This is a genomic window from Companilactobacillus suantsaicola (assembly GCF_004745525.1).
Taxonomy (GTDB): Bacteria; Bacillota; Bacilli; order Lactobacillales; family Lactobacillaceae; genus Companilactobacillus; species Companilactobacillus suantsaicola.
Genome location: NZ_RKLY01000001.1, coordinates 1 through 17,999, shown reverse-complemented (window position 1 = coordinate 17,999; position 17,999 = coordinate 1). Strand labels below are relative to the sequence as shown.

The window sequence follows — 17,999 nt, the reverse complement described above, 5'->3', positions numbered from 1 at the left end:
AGTTAACCTGTCCTTTTTCTTAAATCGTTCATTCTATCTTTGTAATTTTGTAAATCATCCACGCTGATAGCATGTAAGTCATCAATAAAAGCAAACTTACCATTGTCAAAATCACTCTTATTATCATCGGTCACGATTTCAACCACATCAGCAATTCTAATCTGATCAACATCTTTGAGATTACCAAAAATAATGGCATTGGTATTATCAGGGTACCCAGCTTGAATCACGCCATCGACTTGACCTAAGACGTAAATTGAACCTGTCGCACAAATTTGAGCATCGCGGTGTAATGTGCCTAGAAAAATCAAATCTCCATTGTAATCAAGTTTTTGTCCACTACGGACAATACCTGATTCAACATTAGTTTTATTTTTATCTAATAACTCCTCAACGACATTCTTTGCTTCAACATTTGATTCAATATCTTTAAGTTCCAATTGCGGATATTTTTCAAAAAATTCAGTAATCTTTTGTTTCTGCTCATCGGTCAATAAGCGATTTCCCGTTTTGATCGTAAAAGAAATAACATCATCATTTTCGTTGGTTGACTTAACGTTTTGTTGCATGATCAATTCCTTTAACTCCTTAAACGCCGAGTCATAGTTGGCTAAATCACTAAATATGACTGAAAAACCATCTTTACCACCTTTTAAAATGATGTCACTCATTTACTTATCCCTCCGATATTTCACCAACCATTCAGACAACTTAGCCAGTGGAACATACAGGAGAAAGAACACCAAAATATTCCAAAGTAAAGTTGGTCCCAAAGTGAAAGTGATGAAATCTAATGCATCTGTACTAGTTTGTTGCAATAATTTTTCTAACAAATAAATACCAGATTGTAAAAAAGTCAAAGCCAAAAAATAAATGGATAGATCATAACCCATATTATTTTTGATCAAAAGGAATCTAAAATGATCGATTCCTACCATCAAAAGTGGCAATAAAACTGTATACAATCCAATAATCCCATAGTAGTAAGAGTCGTAAATCACGCCAAAAACTACTCCATAAATAATCAATTGTCGACGATCTTCAATTCGCATTGTCAACATTACGATTGCCATCAACATTAGTTGCGGCAAAATTATGACAGTTCCACGATTCATATTATTCAAAAAGGCCCATTTCATCAAACCATCTAAGTAAAATGCTATTAAAATGAATAATACTTGTCCAAAAATCTTCCGATTTTTTATTGTCATTACTCTTCACCGTGTACAGAAGACTTGATAACTGTCACAACTGTGAAGTTTCTCAATTCAGCTGCTGGTGTAATGTAAACTGAATTTGTCATCCCGTAATTATCTTTTTTAATACCATAAACTTTACCAATGTATAGTCCACGTGGCGTTAAACCACCCAATCCAGAGGTAATAACACTTTGGCCTTTTTTAATATCTTTTGTGGAATTAACATTTTCCATAACTAAATCACCAGTGTCACTGTCATAACGACTGACAACACCAGTAATATTCTTGTTGTTACCAATGATTTCGGCAGCAAACTTATCGTTTAATTCATTGTTTGTTGAAATCAATTCAACTTTAGAACTGATCTTATCAGCTTCAACGATTCGACCAATCAATCCTTTACCAGACATGACCGGCATATTCTTTTTAATACCACTAGTTGTTCCACGATTGATCGTCAAATAATTTTGCCAACTACTTGGTGAGCGTGACAAAACAGAAGCATTGACTGTACTGTAATCCGTCAAGGTACTGTTTAACTTCAATTCTTGCTTCAATTTCTTATTTTCATCTTGAACTACCTCTAGTTTAGCCTGATTTTGAGCTAGTTCACCGATTCTTTCTTTCAAACGCTTGTTTTCAGAATAAGTGTTATATAAATCAGAGAATTCTGAGGTAGCATTTTTTACAGCATTCGTTGGATAGGCAAAGACTCCTCCGACGACACTGACGACATCATTACCGACTTGTTGGACTACTGGCGGTGTATTCTTTTTATCACGAATATTTACAGTGATCGCCAATAAACCAAAAGTCACAATAATAAGTATCATTAAAATAATTAATTTTTTATTTGAAAAAAATTTTTGCATTGCTTCCTCCTAGTAGATCAAATAAAAAAAACGGGATTAACCCGCTTATTTTTGGCGACGCATTACATCGATATTTTTAAGTGATTCTCCAGTACCGATGGCCACACAATCTAGTGGGTCTTGAGCAATGAATACAGGGACTCCAGTTGCTTCTGAAATAACTTCTGGCAAGTGATGCAATAGTGCTCCACCACCAGTTAAGACGATACCATGATCGATAACGTCGGCAGCAATTTCAGGAGAAGTTTCTTCAAGAGTTTCCTTGATTGTTTCAATGATCTCTTCGACATTTTCATGAATAGCAGTCGCAATATCTACGCCAGTTAATTGAACTGTCTTAGGCAATCCAGTAACTAAATCACGACCACGGATTTGCATTGAATCAATTTCTTTAGCCTTTTCAATTGAGGCAGAACCGATTTGGATCTTAACATCTTCGGCGGTTCTTTCACCAATTTGCAAGTTGTAATTTGACTTGATGTAAGCTGAAATTGATTCATCGAACTTATCACCAGCGACACGGATCGAACGTGATGAAACGATACCACCTAATGAAATTGTAGCAACATCAGTAGTACCACCACCAATATCAACGACCATGTTACCAGTTGGATCCATAACTGGAAGTCCTGCACCAATAGCTGCGGCGAATGGTTCTTCGATCACATAAGCTTCACGTGCTCCAGCATGTTGAGTAGCTTCGATAACAGCTCTCTTTTCGACTTCTGTAACACCACTTGGTACACAAACCATAACGGATGGTTTGGAGTTATTAGCAGTCTTTTCAATGAAGTACTTCATCATAGCTGCCGTTGTGTCGTAATCGGCAATTACACCATCACGCATTGGACGAATAGCTGAGATACTACCAGGTGTACGTCCAATCATCTCACGTGCATCTGATCCAACTGCAACTATTTCTCCTGTATTATTATTTTTTGCGACAACTGAAGGTTCGTTCAACACGATACCTTTGCCTTCAGCATAAACTAAAGTATTTGCCGTTCCTAAATCTATGCCGAGCTTCTTTGATCCAATACCAAACAATTTATTTCTCTCCTTTAAAGTACACACCACATTTTACGCTAATCAAAATTATATCATACAAAATACTGATTTAAAGTATGACGAAATCATATCCTAAATTAAATTTAAACTCTTTAAACTCGAATAAGATTTTTTTGTAATAATCAGATGATCTAACAAATTAATTCCTACTATCGAACAGCCTTCTTTTAGTCTTTGGCTGAATTCACAGTCATTTTTGGAAAACATCAAAGAACCATTCGGATGATTATGTGCAATCACGACTTGTGTCGCCGAAATCTTCAAGGCTTCGCGCAAAACATCCCGAGGATGGACTGTCGCGGAATCAACCGTTCCCATAAAAATAACCTTCTCATCAATTAAGTGATAGCTATTATTCAAGTAAACAGCAATTAATTTTTCCTGTGGAGCGTTACCTATTTTATTTATTAAGTGTTTGCCAACATCGTCGACTGAAACAACGCCTTTAGAAATCGTGTCAGACTCGACTTTTCTAGTACCCAGCTCGATTGCGGCCAAAATTTTGCATGCCTGAGCCACTCCAATACCATTAAAAGCCATAAGCTGTTCCAAATTCAAATTTAAACTACCCGAATCAACAACTATTTTTCTGGCCAAGTCTAAGACATTATTTTTCTTCGTCCCGTTACCTATTATAACGGCTAGCAATTCTTCGTTTTTTAACGTGCTAGCACCATGTAGTAAAATCTTTTCTCTTAAATTTATCATCATACATTGAAATTACGCAAAATAATTCTCTAGCTCTGAAATCAAATAAAAAGATCCGGTGATCAACAACATTTGTTGGTCAGTCAAACTTTCAATTATTTTCTGTAATTCTTGATGGTAATTTTCAACAAAAGTGACATTGTTATAACTTGCTAAATCATAATCACTCATGTCGGCCGAACGCTGCATATCAAGAGTCGTAACGTAAACGTGTTTTACCTTGGGTGTCAATTCCTCCAAGATATCACTTCGATCCTTATCCTTCATTCCAGCATACAAAACAATTATATCTTTATTTTCATAAATTGTATTCAAAGAATTTATTAAATTGTAAACGGCTGAAATATTATGTGCTCCATCCATCATAATCAAAGGCTGCTTTTGAACTATTTGTGCTCGACCTAACAGATGATTCTTATCAAGACTAGCTTTAATTAATTCAGAATCTATCGTTTGATTATGATTTCTTTTATATTGAATAAAAGCTTGAATGGCAATTGCAGCGTTCATCACGGTTGTCTTTTCAAAACCATCACAATGTATATCTTCAATTGTTACCTTATCGTCATAATATGTAAATGATATTTTCAAATTTTTTATAATTATTTTTTTGATGTCAAAATTCTGACCGAATCTTAATAATAAACTTTCATTTTGAGATGCAGCATCTTCAATAATATCACTGACTGAAGTTTGTAGAAATCCTGTGACAATCGGTTTTTGTGGTTTAATAATGCCTGCTTTTTCAAAAGCAATATCTCGCAAGGTCGGCCCAATTAATTTCTCATGATCCAAATCAATTGAAGTGATGACTGAAACTTGGGGTACGATGACATTGGTTTTATCATGTCTAGCACCGATACCCGCTTCAATTACCGCAATATCAACCCGATCACGAAAGTAATAATAGCCCAAAACGGTGACAAACTCGAATTCTGCTAGAGAAATTTCACCAATTTTAGTAATCAAATAATTAACCGTCTTCAACAGATCATCGTTGGGAATATTTTGATGATTGATTTGAATCCGTTCATTAAAAACTTTGACATACGGTGAAATGAACAATCCAACTCTTTTGCCGTCTGCTTCAAACAGATTGGCTAAAAAATTACTAGTTGTCCCCTTGCCATTCGTTCCTGTTACGTGAATCGTTTCATAACTATTTTGCGGATCACCTAATTCATGCAAGGCTTTTTTAATATTATCTAAATTATTAGTGCGATGAAATTTCGGCAATCCATGAATATAAGCGATTGCTTCTTGATAAGTATTTAACAATTCGAAAATCTCCAATTTTTATTAAAGAAAAAGGGTTGGACATCTGCCAACCCCAATATTATATACTCATTTTTTACTTATTATCTTGCAATTGTTGAATTCTTTGTTGAACTTTTGCTTGACGTGATTGATAATCAGCTAATTTTTCTTTTTGCTCATTAACAACTTTCTCAGGAGCTTTAGCAACAAAGTTTTTGTTAGACAATTTCTTGTTGATACGTTCAATCTCTTTATCTAGTTTTTGACTCTCTTCATTTTGACGAGCAATTTCATCATCAATGTTGATTAGTTCTGCTAGTGGAACGTACAATTCAGCCCCGTTTGTAACGGAAGTCATCGCAAGAGCTGGTGCTTTGATGTCAGTATCAACTTGCAAGTCCTTTGGATGCATGAAGCGGTCGATGTATTCTTTATTATTCAAGATAACATCTTTAACTTTTTCATCTTGAGGCTTGATCAAAATATCAACGGCTTTAGACATTGGTGCATTAGCTTCCAAACGAATCTTTCTGAGTGACTTGATTAAGTCGATCAAAACATCCATTTGATCCATAGCATCGGCGTTGTCTAAGTCCTTTTGATATTCAGGATACTTAGCATGCATAATAGTCTTACCATTGTGAGGCATCGTTAACCAAATCTTTTCAGTTACGAATGGCATGATTGGGTGCATCAAACGTAGAGTTTGATCAAGAACATAAGTCAAAAGCATCTTCTTTTGCTTCTTAGCAGCTTCGTCATCCCCTGTCAAAGTTGCTTTACTCATTTCAATATACCAATCACAGAAATCGTTCCAAATAAAGTTGTAAAGATTACGGCCAACTTCACCAAACTCAAAGCTATCCATCAAACGGTTAACCTCTTTAACAGTTTGATTCAACTTAGCTAAAATCCATTTATCTGATAAGTCATAACTAGTTACTTTAGAAAGGTCATCCATAGCTGGAGTATCATCGTCTAAGTTCATGATAACGTAACGTGAAGCGTTCCAAATCTTATTGATGAAGTTCCAAGCTGAATCCATCTTGTCATAACTAAATCTAGTATCTTGACCTGGAGTTGAGCCATTTAGTAAGAACCAACGAAGTGCATCGGCACCGTACTTTTTGATAACATCCATTGGATCGATTCCGTTACCTAATGACTTACTCATCTTGCGACCTTGTTCGTCACGAATCAAACCGTGAATAACTACATGATCAAAAGGCTTTTCACCAGTGAATTTCAAACTTTGGAAAATCATTCGAGAAACCCAGAAGAAGATAATATCGTAACCAGTAACTAAGGTATTAGTTGGGAAGTAACGCTTGAAGTCTGCTGAGTCAGTATCAGGCCAACCCATCGTTGAAAATGGCCACAAAGCGCTTGAGAACCATGTATCAAGCACATCTGATTCTTGATCCCAGTTTTCAATATCCTTAGGAGCTTCTTCACCAACATAAGTTTCGCCAGTCTTCTTGTTATACCAAGCAGGAATTTGATGTCCCCACCACAATTGTCTAGAGATAACCCAGTCATGAACGTTATCCATCCATTGCGTGAATGTATCTTCGAATCTATCGGGAACAAAGTTTACCTTATTGTCGCCTTGTTGATTCTTCAAAGCCATTTCAGCAAGTGGCTTCATCTTAACGAACCATTGGGTTGATAGTCTTGGTTCAACTTGAACACCGGAACGTTCTGAATGTCCAACACTGTGAACATATGGTTCGATGTTGATCATGTAGCCTTGGTCTTGTAAGTCCTTAACGATTGCCTTACGGGCGTCAAAACGATCCATGCCATTGTATTTACCAGCATTTTCGTTCATTGTTCCATCAGCATTCATTGTGTTGATTCGTTTGAGATCGTGACGATTTCCAACAGCAAAGTCGTTAGGGTCATGAGCAGGTGTGATCTTAACCATACCAGTACCAAATGACTTATCAACGTAGTGATCAGTGATGATTGGAATCTTACGATCAACTAGTGGCACAACAACTTCTTTTCCAACAATATCCTTGTAGCGTTCATCATCTGGTGCAACAGCCACAGCAACATCACCAAACATTGTTTCGGGACGAGTTGTCGCAATTTCAATGAAACCTGAACCGTCAGCGAATGGATATTTAACGTGATAGAAGGCACCTTGATCATCTTGGTGAATAACTTCAATATCTGACAAAGCTGTTTGAAGTTGTGGATCCCAGTTGATAATGTATTCGCCACGATAGATCAAACCTTCGTTGTACAACTTAACAAAGACTTTACGAACAGCTTTAGATAAACCTTCATCAAGGGTAAAACGTTCACGTGAGTAATCAAGTGATAAACCTAATTTACCCCATTGTGATTTGATAATTTTGGCGAATTCATCTTTCCAGTTCCATACTTCTTGAACAAATTTTTCACGACCAAGGTCATAACGAGTTACACCTTGTTCACGTAATTTTGCTTCAACTTTAGCCTGCGTAGCGATACCGGCATGATCCATTCCTGGAAGATAAAGTGTATCGAAACCTTGCATTCTCTTATAACGAATCAAAGTATCTTGAATCGTTGTATCCCAAGCATGTCCTAAGTGCAATTTACCAGTAACATTTGGTGGTGGGATAACGATTGAATAAGGTTTAGCTTTCTTGTCTCCAGAAGGTTTGAAATCATCGTCATCTAACCAAGTTTGGTAACGACCAGCTTCAACTTCTTGAGGGTTGTATTTTGTATCCATATCAATTTCTCTCATGTTGATTCCTCCGTGTTTGATTATATTAATTAAAAAGTATGTATGTATTTATAGATTCTTTCTTTATTTTGGATAGCGTAAGATTCCGTCTTCCGCACAAGCCCTGTGATGAGCTGGAACGCTGCCGGCACTATTTTGAGCTTTTGCAAAGTACGCAAAATCTCAAAACTAGGCCTTCTTGTAAGTGCTAAAGCACTAACAAGAATTTGGCGGCTGAGTCATCACAGGGCTTGTGCTCCAGACTAGATAACATCCCTTATTACTTAATTTTACTTAATTCAATAAGAGAGAAGTTATCCTAATGTTGAACACAATTTAAAAAATTTAAAATAAAAGTTTAAAAGATTGCAATCTAGTTGATTCCAACTAGTACGGTCTTAACTTAAAAAGAATCCTCAAAAAACCTACTATACAAAAAAGAGCCTTCATCCCAATAGGACGAAGACTCGCGGTACCACCTAAATTAAGAGTCAAATTGACTCTTCACTCAACAGATAACGGTGGCCCGATCATTTAGATAGCTCACAGGTAACAATTGATTAGCTTGATTCGGCAATTCGCAACCACATGCCTTCTCTGAAATCTGACTAATCAACCCTCCTGGTCATAGCTGATAAACTGATGATAAATCATTCTTTGTGAAACGTCAATTAATTTTTACAGTAAACTATTGATGTTTTCTTGATCACTTTCCATGAACTTGTCGCCATGTTCGATAGTTGTGATCTTAATTCCGTCCATTGCTCGTTGAATCAAGCCGTCAATATCGAGAGAACTTTCAAATTTACGAGTCTTTTCGATATTAGGACGGGTCTTTGGTGCTGGTGGGGCAAAGACGGTACAGCAATCTTCGAATGGTTGAATCGACAAATTGAAGGTATCGATTTTTTCAGCCAAACGAATGATCTCTGTCTTATCCATCGTTGCTACGGGACGCAAAATTGGTGTAGTCGTTACGTCATTGATAGCTGCCATACTCTCAAGTGTTTGAGAAGCCACTTGACCAACTGCCTCACCATTAAAGATTGCTAGACCATTTTCCTTTTCACGGATCAAATCAGTCAATCTCAACATGAAACGACGTTGAATTGTCATCAAGTAACCTTCAGGAACTCCAGCTTTGATAGTTTCTTGAATCTCGGCAAAAGGAACTTCGATAAATTTAATGTTGCCACCAAAGGCAGTCAATTTAGAAGTTAATTCCTTGGCTTTATTCAAAGCTTGTTCTGAAGTATATGGTGGACTAAAGAAGTGAACCATTTCGATGTCAACACCACGCTTCATAGCTAAGTAACCTGCAACGGGTGAATCAATTCCGCCAGATAGCATTAACATAGCTTTTCCAGCTGTACCAACTGGCAAACCGCCGGCACCCTTGATTGTCAAATAAGACAGATAAATGCCATCTTGTCTGACTTCGACCGAAATTTTGATATCGGGCTTTTTCATTTCAACATCAATACCAGGAAAGGCTTCACAAATTGCATCCCCTAGTTGTAAGTTGATTTGATTAGTATCGAATTCATAAGTGTGATCGGCACGTTTAGTTCCAACTTTGAAACTCATGCCAGGTTTGTAAGCCTCATGCATCATTTCAACGGCTTTTTTCTTCACATCTTCAAAATCACGTGACACTTTAACACTGAGTGAAAAAGTTTGAATTCCGAAAACATTCTTTAACTTTTCCATGACTGGTTTTGCATCGGTACCGTTCAATTGAATGTGTAGACGGTCACGATGTGGTTTCATTCTAAGATCTGGGTAATTCTTGAGCACTTTAGCGACGTTACCGTGTAGGCGGTCAATGAAGCTCTTACGATTCTTACCCTTAGTTGATAGTTCGCCGTAACGAACCATAATTTCAGTATATTCCATTTAAATCTCCTAATTCAAAATTTGGAAATGATCATGAATCTCATCCAAATTCTTAATAAATTCATCCATTTCACTTTCAGTATTGCTTTCGTCAAGACTGACACGTACTGCGCTAGTAGCAACTTTTTCTTGAACATTCATTGCCTTTAAAGTACCAGATTCCAAGCCTTTTTTAGAAGAACAAGCACTAGTTGTGGAAATGTAAATATCACGTTCCTCAAAAGTATGGACAATCGTTTCACCACGAACACCATCTAAAGTAAAACAAATAATGTGTGGGGCAAAATCATCGCCAATTTGTGAAAATACGTGAACGTTATCCAAAGTCTTCAAGTGGTTAACTAATTTTTCCTTTAGGTGTTCCATCTTGTCAGCTTTTTGAGCTTCATTTTCCTTCAACAACCGAATAGCTTTAGCCATTCCGGCAATTGCAGGGGTATTTTCAGTTCCACTACGAAGGTTAGATTCTTGACCACCACCTGCCATCAGTGGCTCCAATTGCTTACCTTCCTTCATGTAAATAAAACCAATTCCACGTGGTGCATGGAACTTGTGACCAGAGAAAGTATAGTAATCAACTCTTGGATCCATAAATTTATCCTGTAGATTCTTACCAATTGCTTGGACTGAATCGACGTGATAACTGATACTTGGATAATCTTTCAAAACCTTAGCAATCTCATGAATTGGTTGAATTGCCCCGATTTCATTGTTGACAGCCATAGTCGAAACTAGAATTGTATCTTTTCTGATAGCTTTCTTCAAATCATCCGCACTAATGTGACCAGTTTTATCAACTGGTAAATAAGTCACTTCAAATCCTAATTCTTCAAGCTGATGCATCGTATTAAGGACCGAAGGATGCTCAATTTCAGTAGTGATAATATGTTTACCGAATTCACGCTTCTTGAATGCTGTACCTTTGATGATCCAGTTATTCCCCTCTGTACCACCACTGGTGAAAACAACCTCATCTTGTTTAAAACCTAATTGACTCGCAATTTGTTTACGAGAAGTTTCTAACAATTCATATGCTTTCAAACCTAATTTATGCAAACTAGAAGGATTACCAAAGTATTGCTCACTAGCAGCATTGTAAGTTTTCAAAACAGAATCATTAACTTTTGTTGTTGCACTATTATCAAAATATATCATTTCTGCCTCACCAAAATAAAAAGGCCTAGAAGGCCTAAAATTTTATCTCTTATAACTTAACACAAAACTATACCATTATGCATTAATTGTTTCTTTTATTCGAGCAACTGAACCTGATTCAACTTCCTCAAGTGCTTTTGAAATCACTTCCACAGCTTCATCATAATTATAATCGGTATCAAACAGTGCTCGAGCTCTAACTAACTGATCTGTAAACTCAGGGTTCTTATTGGCGTAACGGTTAGCATATTGCAAGAGTTTCTCACAAAGTAAGACGTTATACTTCAACTTCTTAGTCTTTTCGATTAGATTGCTCAAATCTTCCTGGGTAACGATGACTTGTTTACTGATATCTTCCATATTAATCTGATCTGCATCTAATTCGTCATACAATTTGTTGATTTCATCGTAAACCATGTAGAAATAATCCAAATAGTCATCTGGCAAACCATTCAAACGCAACTGTTCGACCATTTTCTTTTGAATCTCTAAACGTTTGGCATAATCATCAACACTACCACGTGCAATTTGTTCACTTGATAACATTTGATTCAAGTCATCATTGATTGTTTTTTCACTGGCTTCAATATCATCCAAATGTTTCACAATTTCTTTGAAGTCTTCCTTAACTTCTGAAAAGATCACTTGTTTGTCAGCGATACTTTGCACATCACTATCATATTCACTGCGAACTTCATTGAGTAATTGCAAATTGTCATTAAACGTCTTAACTGTTTTGTCCGTTAAAATATAGCCTTCTTGCAATTTACGAATTCGCTTATCTAAGCGATTGTGTTGGAAAACTGCATGATTCAAATAGTCTAAAACTGGTTTTTGTTCCTTTAGAACCGACTTCTTACCATCAATTTCCAAAGTCAAAGTTTCATAAAGGTCGTCGATTCTTTGTTTAATATCTTCATTATTAGTATTGACGGCGTCAAAATTTAAATCACCTAATTTAGTATTAGATTCATCGAGTTCCGCTTGAACGTCGGCAATCAATTGATCGATATCAGCCTGAAATTGATAATATTGCTTAACCATTTTTTGATAGACAAACTTGATTTCATCGATTTGACCTGGGAAAACTTCATTGAGATCATGATACAAAGGTTCAATCACCTTTAATTGATCAGTAATTAATCCTAATTTCAACTTAACATCATCTAAATATTGACTTGCCTCAATGTGATCCCCTTTATTAGTCAATTGTTTCTCTTTGTCTAACAAATTGGCAATCTCTGACAATTCATCTTCCAAACGTTCTGTTGCCGGACCATAATTAAAGGATTGTGTTAAAACTTGTTTTCTGAGGGTTTGATATTGCTTTTGCAATTCTTCACTGTGAGTTGCATTGAGTTCATTGCTGACTAAGAGATCTTCAAATCCTTTAGAAGTTTCACTTAATTCTTTTTCAAAACTATCAACTTCAGAAGTTACCTTTTTCAATTCGTTAGCAGAGCCAAAGACTTTAAATTCAGTATTCTTATACTCAGCACTTCTGATTTCCTTTAAAATATCTGGAAAAACTTGATCGATTTGTTTTCTATAGGAAGTTTCTAGTTGGTGGAAACGATCACTACTTGCTCCGGCTAGCTTCATTTGCTCAAGTTTTTCAATTTTTTCATCTAATTTAGCTTTTTTTAATCGGTCGGTCTGATCCTTTAACTTATTCAGTGTGGCGGCATTCTTCTTCTGCAAGAACCACATATACCATAAGAAGACCAAGATGACTAAGATTATTCCAATAATAATTGCAAACACTTTTACACCCCTAATGACAATTCAGTCTTATCTTTAAGAAATTATACCAAATATTATTACTATTATTAGTGCTATCGAATTTTCATAATAAAGTTTTAAACTATTAGAAAAAAATTACCTTTGACAATTGATATCAATCACGTTACACTAGTCTTCGTGTAAAATATGCAGCAAAGGACGGCAAGAACGTCAACAGTTATCGACGATTTAGTTCAATTAGTAACCTGTGGCTGCGCACGGCGAAACTTGTAACGATAACTGCACGAATGCTAAGTCCTAGTTAATTATTTTACTCCAGACAAACATTTTGGAGGAATTTATTTTATGTCAAGATATACAGGACCTCGTTGGAAATTATCACGTCGTTTAGGAATTTCACTTTCAGGTACAGGTAAAGAAATTGCCCGTAGAAACTACGCCCCTGGTCAACATGGACCAAACGGTGGCCGTCGTAAGATTTCAGAATACGGTCAACAATTAGCTGAAAAGCAAAAGTTACGTTTCATGTATGATGTTAACGAACGTCAATTCCGTAACCTATTTAACCGTGCCGGTAAAATGGAAGGAATCCACGGTGTTAACTTAATGATCCTTCTTGAAGAAAGATTGGATAACTTAGTTTACCGTTTAGGTTTAGCAAGCTCACGTCCACAAGCTCGTCAACTTGTAAACCATGGTCACATCACTGTTGATGGCAAACGCGTTGATATTCCTTCATACGAAGTTAAAGTTGGTCAAAAGATCAGCCTTCGTGAAAAGTCAAAGGACCTTGCAATCGTTAAGGATAACCTTGAAAACGTTGTTGGTCGTCCTGGTTTCGTTACTTTCGATGACAACACATTGACTGGTTCACTTGTACGTGTTCCAGAACGTGACGAACTAGAACCAAATGTCGACGAATCATTGATCGTTGAATACTACAACCAAATTCTTTAATATTTTGGTCAAAAATACATTCACTTATTGGTGGATGTATTTTTTTTGTTGTTTTTTTTGGGGGGCGTGAAGTATGCCGTCCTCCATAGCAAAGCCGATTTTGGCTGGAACGCTGCCGGCACTATTTTGAGCTTTTGCAAAGTACGCAAAATCTCAAAACTAGGCCTTCTTGTAAGTGCTAAAGCACTAACAAGAATTTGGCGGCTGAGCCAAATCGGCTTTGCTATTCCGGACTGAATTTCACTTTTATAGTTTATTTGCTTTCCATTCCTTTAAAAATAGTAGTTCTATTCGAATTTGGAGCTTTGTATCTTAATTGTCATTATCTTCCCTATTCAAAATATACGTAACAGCAATAAAAAAGAGGATCTTACTTATGCATTTATCGCAATTCTAGTAAGACCCTCTATTATTTTTTTACTAAATTAAATCAATTAAAATTTGAAACACAATAACGTATCCAGACCATAAACCAATTTTCCATTAATTCTGAATAGAATCGAATTCACTTCAGAATTTACAGAAATACCGCAAAAATCTGAAATCCAGTCTGGAGCAACAGCTCGGGGAAATGCTCAGCCGTGAAATTCTACTTAGCGCTTCAGCGCTTACGTAGAAGGCCGAGCTTGGAAATGCCGCGCACTTTGCGGTAGTTTCAAGTCGTGCCCACAGCGTTCCAGCGTTTCCCCGAGCTGTTGCGGAAGACGGCATTTAACCACCTACAATAACAAAAGAATTACACTTTCTAAAATTTATCTATCTACTTCCTGGTTAAAAATAACTAAATACTTACTCAATTGAAGAAATTTATCTTTTAGCATCTGATCATAGTTTCCTTCTGAAACGATTGGATCATCTTTGAGTAACTCGAAACCAACCACCAAATCACTCGACTTAACTTTTTGATAATGGGCAATTACTTGCTCAAAATCAGCTGACTTTTTCAAAGTGCTGGAGGTATGATCATTTGACACTCCCCAACCTTCTGTTATGATTTTATTTTGATACTCATTTAATATTGGATAATAATTATTTCTATTACGAATATCTGCCAACAAGCTAAACGTAATGAAATATCGATCAGGCCACAAGCCAAATTCCAAGTGAGGCGTCTTCTTATAGCCCTTTTTATCTTGATTGATTGCTAACCAAGTATCGGGAGGTGGATTTTTTGTCCGACGTTGGTGCTTAGCAATCTTCATAAAAAACTGTTGCTGATATTCTGTTTCGAGTGCTTTCAATAAGTCTTGACCGAATAACTCGAATTTAGGATCAAGTTGGCTTTTGATCAAATTCAATCGTCCGTCCAAAGTATCATCATTGAAAACTTGAAAATCTTTTTTATCAAACATGTTCTCAGTCCTTTGATGTAAAATATACATATTAATTATATAGGAGGAATTATGCAAAAACCATTAGCATATCGAATGCGACCGACAAATATTGATGAAGTCGTTGGGCAACAACACTTAGTCGGTCCACATAAAATTATTCGGCGCATGGTTGAAGCCAAGATGCTTTCATCAATGATTCTTTACGGTCCTCCTGGGATTGGTAAAACTAGTATTGCTAGTGCAATTGCTGGAAGCACCAAATACGCTTTTAGAAAACTAAATGCTGCAACTGACAGCAAAAAAGATCTGCAAATCGTTGCTGAAGAAGCAAAAATGAGTGGCACGGTAGTTTTGTTGCTTGACGAAATTCACCGCCTAGACAAAACCAAACAAGATTTTCTCTTACCATTACTAGAAAGTGGTTCAATTATTTTAATCGGTGCCACTACTGAAAATCCATATATCAACATTAGCCCTGCTATTCGCTCTCGTGTGCAAATTTTCGAATTGCACCCACTTGATAGTGCTGATCTAAAAAAAGCTGTTAAACGTGCTTTAAATGACGATAAGAATGGATTAGGCAAGTACAACGTCGAATTAGATGAAAATGCCTTAGATTTGTTAGTTAATTCAACCAATGGCGACCTACGAAGCATCTTAAATGGTCTGGAATTGTCGGTTTTATCAACTAAACCCGATGAAAATGATTTGATTCACATCGACTTACAGGCAATTGAAGAATCAATCCAAAGAAAGGCTATTTCCGCTGATAAAAATGGTGACAGCCATTACGACGTTATTTCAGCCTTTCAAAAGTCAATTCGTGGCAGTGATCCAAATGCTGCTCTCTTATATTTGGCTCGTTTACTTGAGGCCGGTGAATTGACTAGTGCCATCAGACGTTTACTAGTTTGTGCTTATGAAGATGTTGGATTAGCCAATCCGCAAGCATGTACCCGAGCAGTTTCAGCCGCACAGGTTGCACAAATGGTCGGTTTGCCGGAAGCTAGGATTCCGTTAGCAGATGCTGTTATCGATTTATGTCTTTGTCCAAAATCAAATTCTGGTATGGCAGCAATCGATAGTGCGTTAGCTGACGTTCGTAGTGGTCACGCAAACTCAATTCCGGATGATTTAAAGGATGCTCATTACTCTGGTGCTAAAAAGTTAGGTCACGGGATTGACTATAAATATCCTCATAATTATCCTAATTCTTGGGTCGATCAACAATATTTACCCGATAATTTGGTTAATAAGAAATATTACCAACCAAACGCGACTGGTAAATATGAGCAGGCCTTAAACATGCGTCTGCAACAAATACAAGAATGGAAAAAGAATTCAAAACGGGGTTAGAATATTCATGATAATTAAAGTACTAATGATATTTTTTATTATTTTTCTCTTAGCATTAGCATACACATTGTGGTCTCACAGTGATAAAAAGTTTTTGATCTATTCGCCTAATGAAAATTTGACGATGAAAAATATCATGCGCTTTACTAGTGTCTTACTAGTATTAGTATCAATTTTAGGCGTTGTCGTTTTATTGATTGGAACTAAGGAAATGAATCTAATTACTTTAATCTTGGGTAGTTTGATTGCGGCAGCCTTTTCAATTTATTTGGCAAATATTCGCTGATGACTGTATTTATTGGTCTCAATCAACTAAAATGAAAGTATAAAAGCAGTAATACTACACTAACGGGGTGATACTTATGTTACAACAATATAAAAACATTCTCGTACCAATTGATGGTTCATTTGAGGCAGAATTAGCTTTCAAGAAAGCGGTCGAAGTAGCCAAAAGAAATAACGCTGCCGTCCACTTACTTCACGTTATCGATACTAGGGCCTTTCAGAACGTCTCTAGCTTCGATTCAACAATGGTTGAACAAATTACAGAAAAAGCTAAGGAAACCGTAAAAAGTTACGTTAAAACGGCTAAGGATGCCGGATTAGACGAAATTGACTATAGTATTGAATACGGTGCTCCAAAATCAATCATCGCAACTGATTTTCCAAAGAAGTTAGGCGTTGATTTGATTATGATCGGTGCTACTGGTCTCAACGCTATGGAAAGATTATTGATCGGTTCAGTTACTGAATATGTAACTAGAACAGCTGCTTGTGATGTACTAGTAGTTAGAACTGATCTTGATAACAAATCTATCAAGAAACCTAGAAAATAAATAAAAACCACCCGTAAAACGGGTGGTTTTCTCTGAGGCTATAAGCCTCTATTACCAGCCAGCGTCTCAAGGCGCTGGCTTTTGTGTTCCACTAAAGCCAAACTGCTCTTATCTCTATTGCTTACCACTTTAAGTGGTGTTCTTACTTCTTGCCACCCCTAAAGGGGTCTTCATACTCGTGAGATATCAGTTTATCTGTTACTCTATCTTTCTTTTCTTGATCACGAATATATTTCGTAATTGTTGCCTCATTTAAGCCCACGGTAGTCACGTAATATCCTTCTGCCCAGAAATGTCTATTTCCAAATTTATATTTTAAATTTGCATGTTTATCAAACATCATCAATGCACTTTTACCTTTTAAATATCCCATAAAACTCGCTACGCTTATTTTGGGTGGAATACTTAACAACAAATGTACGTGATCCGGCATCATATGACCTTCAATTATTTCTACACCTTTGTACTTACACAAAAGTCTTATATATTCTTGTAAATCTCTTCGATATTGATTGTAAATGATTTTTCTTCTATACTTTGGAATGAATACGATATGGTATTTGCACAACCATTTGGTATGCGCAAGACTATTGAGTTTATTCGCCATAATAAGCGTCTCCTTTGGTTTTTAAAATGTTTGGCTTCAGCACCTACATTTTATAACTAATGGAGGCGTTTTCGTATAACGAATTAACGCCCACCCGCACAGCAGGTGGATTTTTGTTTCGCACGCTTTGGCGCACTCAACTAGGCCTAAAGGCATATTCATACAAAAAGAGAGTTCGGGACATAACTCCCGATTCTAAAAAAACACGATAGAAATTTCCATAAAATATGGAATTCCTATCGTGTTTTTTTGGTATTCAGTTGGATATGATAATAATCTTGCCAACTTT

16 protein-coding genes are annotated in these 17,999 nt (G+C 36.5%); 4 read left to right on the top strand and 12 right to left on the bottom strand.

What is annotated here, in order from left to right:
- Positions 1-2 precede the first annotated feature (2 nt).
- The 10 genes from EGT49_RS00085 to EGT49_RS00035 form a co-directional block, all read right to left on the bottom strand.
- Complete coding sequence (locus tag EGT49_RS00085; RefSeq protein ID WP_135370919.1) at positions 3-671, bottom strand: septum site-determining protein MinC; 669 nt, start codon at positions 669-671, stop codon at positions 3-5.
- Positions 672-1,211, bottom strand: a complete 540-nt coding sequence (mreD, locus tag EGT49_RS00080) for a rod shape-determining protein MreD (RefSeq protein ID WP_135370918.1) — start codon at positions 1,209-1,211, stop codon at positions 672-674. It abuts the gene before it with no gap.
- Entirely contained in the window at positions 1,211-2,071 is an 861-nt protein-coding gene (gene mreC / locus EGT49_RS00075; protein ID WP_135370917.1) for a rod shape-determining protein MreC, read from the bottom strand. Before mreC ends, mreD begins: the two co-directional genes overlap by 1 nt.
- Before the next feature lie 45 nt (positions 2,072-2,116).
- Complete coding sequence (locus EGT49_RS00070; RefSeq protein WP_135370916.1) at positions 2,117-3,118, bottom strand: rod shape-determining protein; 1,002 nt, start codon at positions 3,116-3,118, stop codon at positions 2,117-2,119.
- Positions 3,119-3,211: 93 nt separating this feature from the next.
- Positions 3,212-3,850, bottom strand: a complete 639-nt coding sequence (gene radC / locus EGT49_RS00065; RefSeq protein WP_135370915.1) for a RadC family protein — start codon at positions 3,848-3,850, stop codon at positions 3,212-3,214.
- A 9-nt stretch (positions 3,851-3,859) separates the two neighbouring features.
- Complete coding sequence (locus EGT49_RS00060; protein WP_135370914.1) at positions 3,860-5,125, bottom strand: bifunctional folylpolyglutamate synthase/dihydrofolate synthase; 1,266 nt, start codon at positions 5,123-5,125, stop codon at positions 3,860-3,862.
- Between the two features lie 73 nt (positions 5,126-5,198).
- Positions 5,199-7,847 (bottom strand): valine--tRNA ligase, encoded by a 2,649-nt coding sequence (locus tag EGT49_RS00055; RefSeq protein WP_135370913.1) that lies wholly within the window; start codon positions 7,845-7,847, stop codon positions 5,199-5,201.
- A gap of 657 nt (positions 7,848-8,504) precedes the next feature.
- Positions 8,505-9,722 (bottom strand): tRNA uracil 4-sulfurtransferase ThiI, encoded by a 1,218-nt coding sequence (gene thiI / locus EGT49_RS00045; protein ID WP_135370912.1) that lies wholly within the window; start codon positions 9,720-9,722, stop codon positions 8,505-8,507.
- A gap of 9 nt (positions 9,723-9,731) precedes the next feature.
- Positions 9,732-10,877 carry a cysteine desulfurase family protein gene (locus EGT49_RS00040; RefSeq protein WP_135370911.1) on the bottom strand — a complete coding sequence of 382 codons (1,146 nt, stop codon included), beginning with the start codon at positions 10,875-10,877 and terminating at the stop codon, positions 9,732-9,734.
- A 75-nt stretch (positions 10,878-10,952) separates the two neighbouring features.
- Positions 10,953-12,641 carry a septation ring formation regulator EzrA gene (locus EGT49_RS00035; protein ID WP_135370910.1) on the bottom strand — a complete coding sequence of 563 codons (1,689 nt, stop codon included), beginning with the start codon at positions 12,639-12,641 and terminating at the stop codon, positions 10,953-10,955.
- Positions 12,642-12,965: 324 nt separating this feature from the next.
- On the opposite strand from EGT49_RS00035, the gene rpsD reads away from it, so the two are divergent.
- Positions 12,966-13,577, top strand: coding sequence for a 30S ribosomal protein S4 (rpsD, locus tag EGT49_RS00030; RefSeq protein WP_135370909.1), 612 nt, complete (start codon positions 12,966-12,968; stop codon positions 13,575-13,577).
- 752 nt (positions 13,578-14,329) lie between these two features.
- Here the strand turns inward: rpsD and EGT49_RS00025 are convergent.
- A complete protein-coding gene (locus EGT49_RS00025) occupies positions 14,330-14,929 on the bottom strand; it encodes a DUF1054 family protein (RefSeq protein WP_135370908.1) in 600 nt (199 codons plus the stop codon).
- A gap of 51 nt (positions 14,930-14,980) precedes the next feature.
- Between EGT49_RS00025 and EGT49_RS00020 the strand changes: the two genes are divergently transcribed.
- From EGT49_RS00020 to EGT49_RS00010, 3 genes are all read left to right on the top strand, one after another.
- The gene (locus EGT49_RS00020; protein WP_135370907.1) at positions 14,981-16,267 is read left to right on the top strand and encodes a replication-associated recombination protein A; all 1,287 of its coding nucleotides are present in this window, start codon (positions 14,981-14,983) and stop codon (positions 16,265-16,267) included.
- A 7-nt stretch (positions 16,268-16,274) separates the two neighbouring features.
- Positions 16,275-16,553: a hypothetical protein gene (locus EGT49_RS00015; protein WP_135370906.1), complete on the top strand. Its 279-nt coding sequence runs from the start codon at positions 16,275-16,277 to the stop codon at positions 16,551-16,553.
- A 76-nt stretch (positions 16,554-16,629) separates the two neighbouring features.
- Positions 16,630-17,103, top strand: a complete 474-nt coding sequence (locus EGT49_RS00010) for a universal stress protein (protein ID WP_135370905.1) — start codon at positions 16,630-16,632, stop codon at positions 17,101-17,103.
- 142 nt (positions 17,104-17,245) lie between these two features.
- Here EGT49_RS00010 and tnpA read toward each other — a convergent pair whose 3' ends face one another.
- The gene (gene tnpA, locus EGT49_RS00005; protein ID WP_135370904.1) at positions 17,246-17,710 is read right to left on the bottom strand and encodes an IS200/IS605 family transposase; all 465 of its coding nucleotides are present in this window, start codon (positions 17,708-17,710) and stop codon (positions 17,246-17,248) included.
- Positions 17,711-17,999: the final 289 nt, after the last annotated feature.

Coding starts and splice junctions, on each gene's coding strand:
- EGT49_RS00085 (WP_135370919.1), bottom strand. CDS start 671: ATGAGTGACATCATTTTAAAAGGTGGTAAAGATGGTTTTTCAGTCATA.
- mreD (WP_135370918.1), bottom strand. CDS start 1,211: ATGACAATAAAAAATCGGAAGATTTTTGGACAAGTATTATTCATTTTA.
- mreC (WP_135370917.1), bottom strand. CDS start 2,071: ATGCAAAAATTTTTTTCAAATAAAAAATTAATTATTTTAATGATACTT.
- radC (WP_135370915.1), bottom strand. CDS start 3,850: ATGATGATAAATTTAAGAGAAAAGATTTTACTACATGGTGCTAGCACG.
- EGT49_RS00055 (WP_135370913.1), bottom strand. CDS start 7,847: ATGAGAGAAATTGATATGGATACAAAATACAACCCTCAAGAAGTTGAA.
- thiI (WP_135370912.1), bottom strand. CDS start 9,722: ATGGAATATACTGAAATTATGGTTCGTTACGGCGAACTATCAACTAAG.
- EGT49_RS00040 (WP_135370911.1), bottom strand. CDS start 10,877: ATGATATATTTTGATAATAGTGCAACAACAAAAGTTAATGATTCTGTT.
- rpsD (WP_135370909.1), top strand. CDS start 12,966: ATGTCAAGATATACAGGACCTCGTTGGAAATTATCACGTCGTTTAGGA.
- EGT49_RS00025 (WP_135370908.1), bottom strand. CDS start 14,929: ATGTTTGATAAAAAAGATTTTCAAGTTTTCAATGATGATACTTTGGAC.
- EGT49_RS00020 (WP_135370907.1), top strand. CDS start 14,981: ATGCAAAAACCATTAGCATATCGAATGCGACCGACAAATATTGATGAA.
- EGT49_RS00015 (WP_135370906.1), top strand. CDS start 16,275: ATGATAATTAAAGTACTAATGATATTTTTTATTATTTTTCTCTTAGCA.
- EGT49_RS00010 (WP_135370905.1), top strand. CDS start 16,630: ATGTTACAACAATATAAAAACATTCTCGTACCAATTGATGGTTCATTT.
- tnpA (WP_135370904.1), bottom strand. CDS start 17,710: ATGGCGAATAAACTCAATAGTCTTGCGCATACCAAATGGTTGTGCAAA.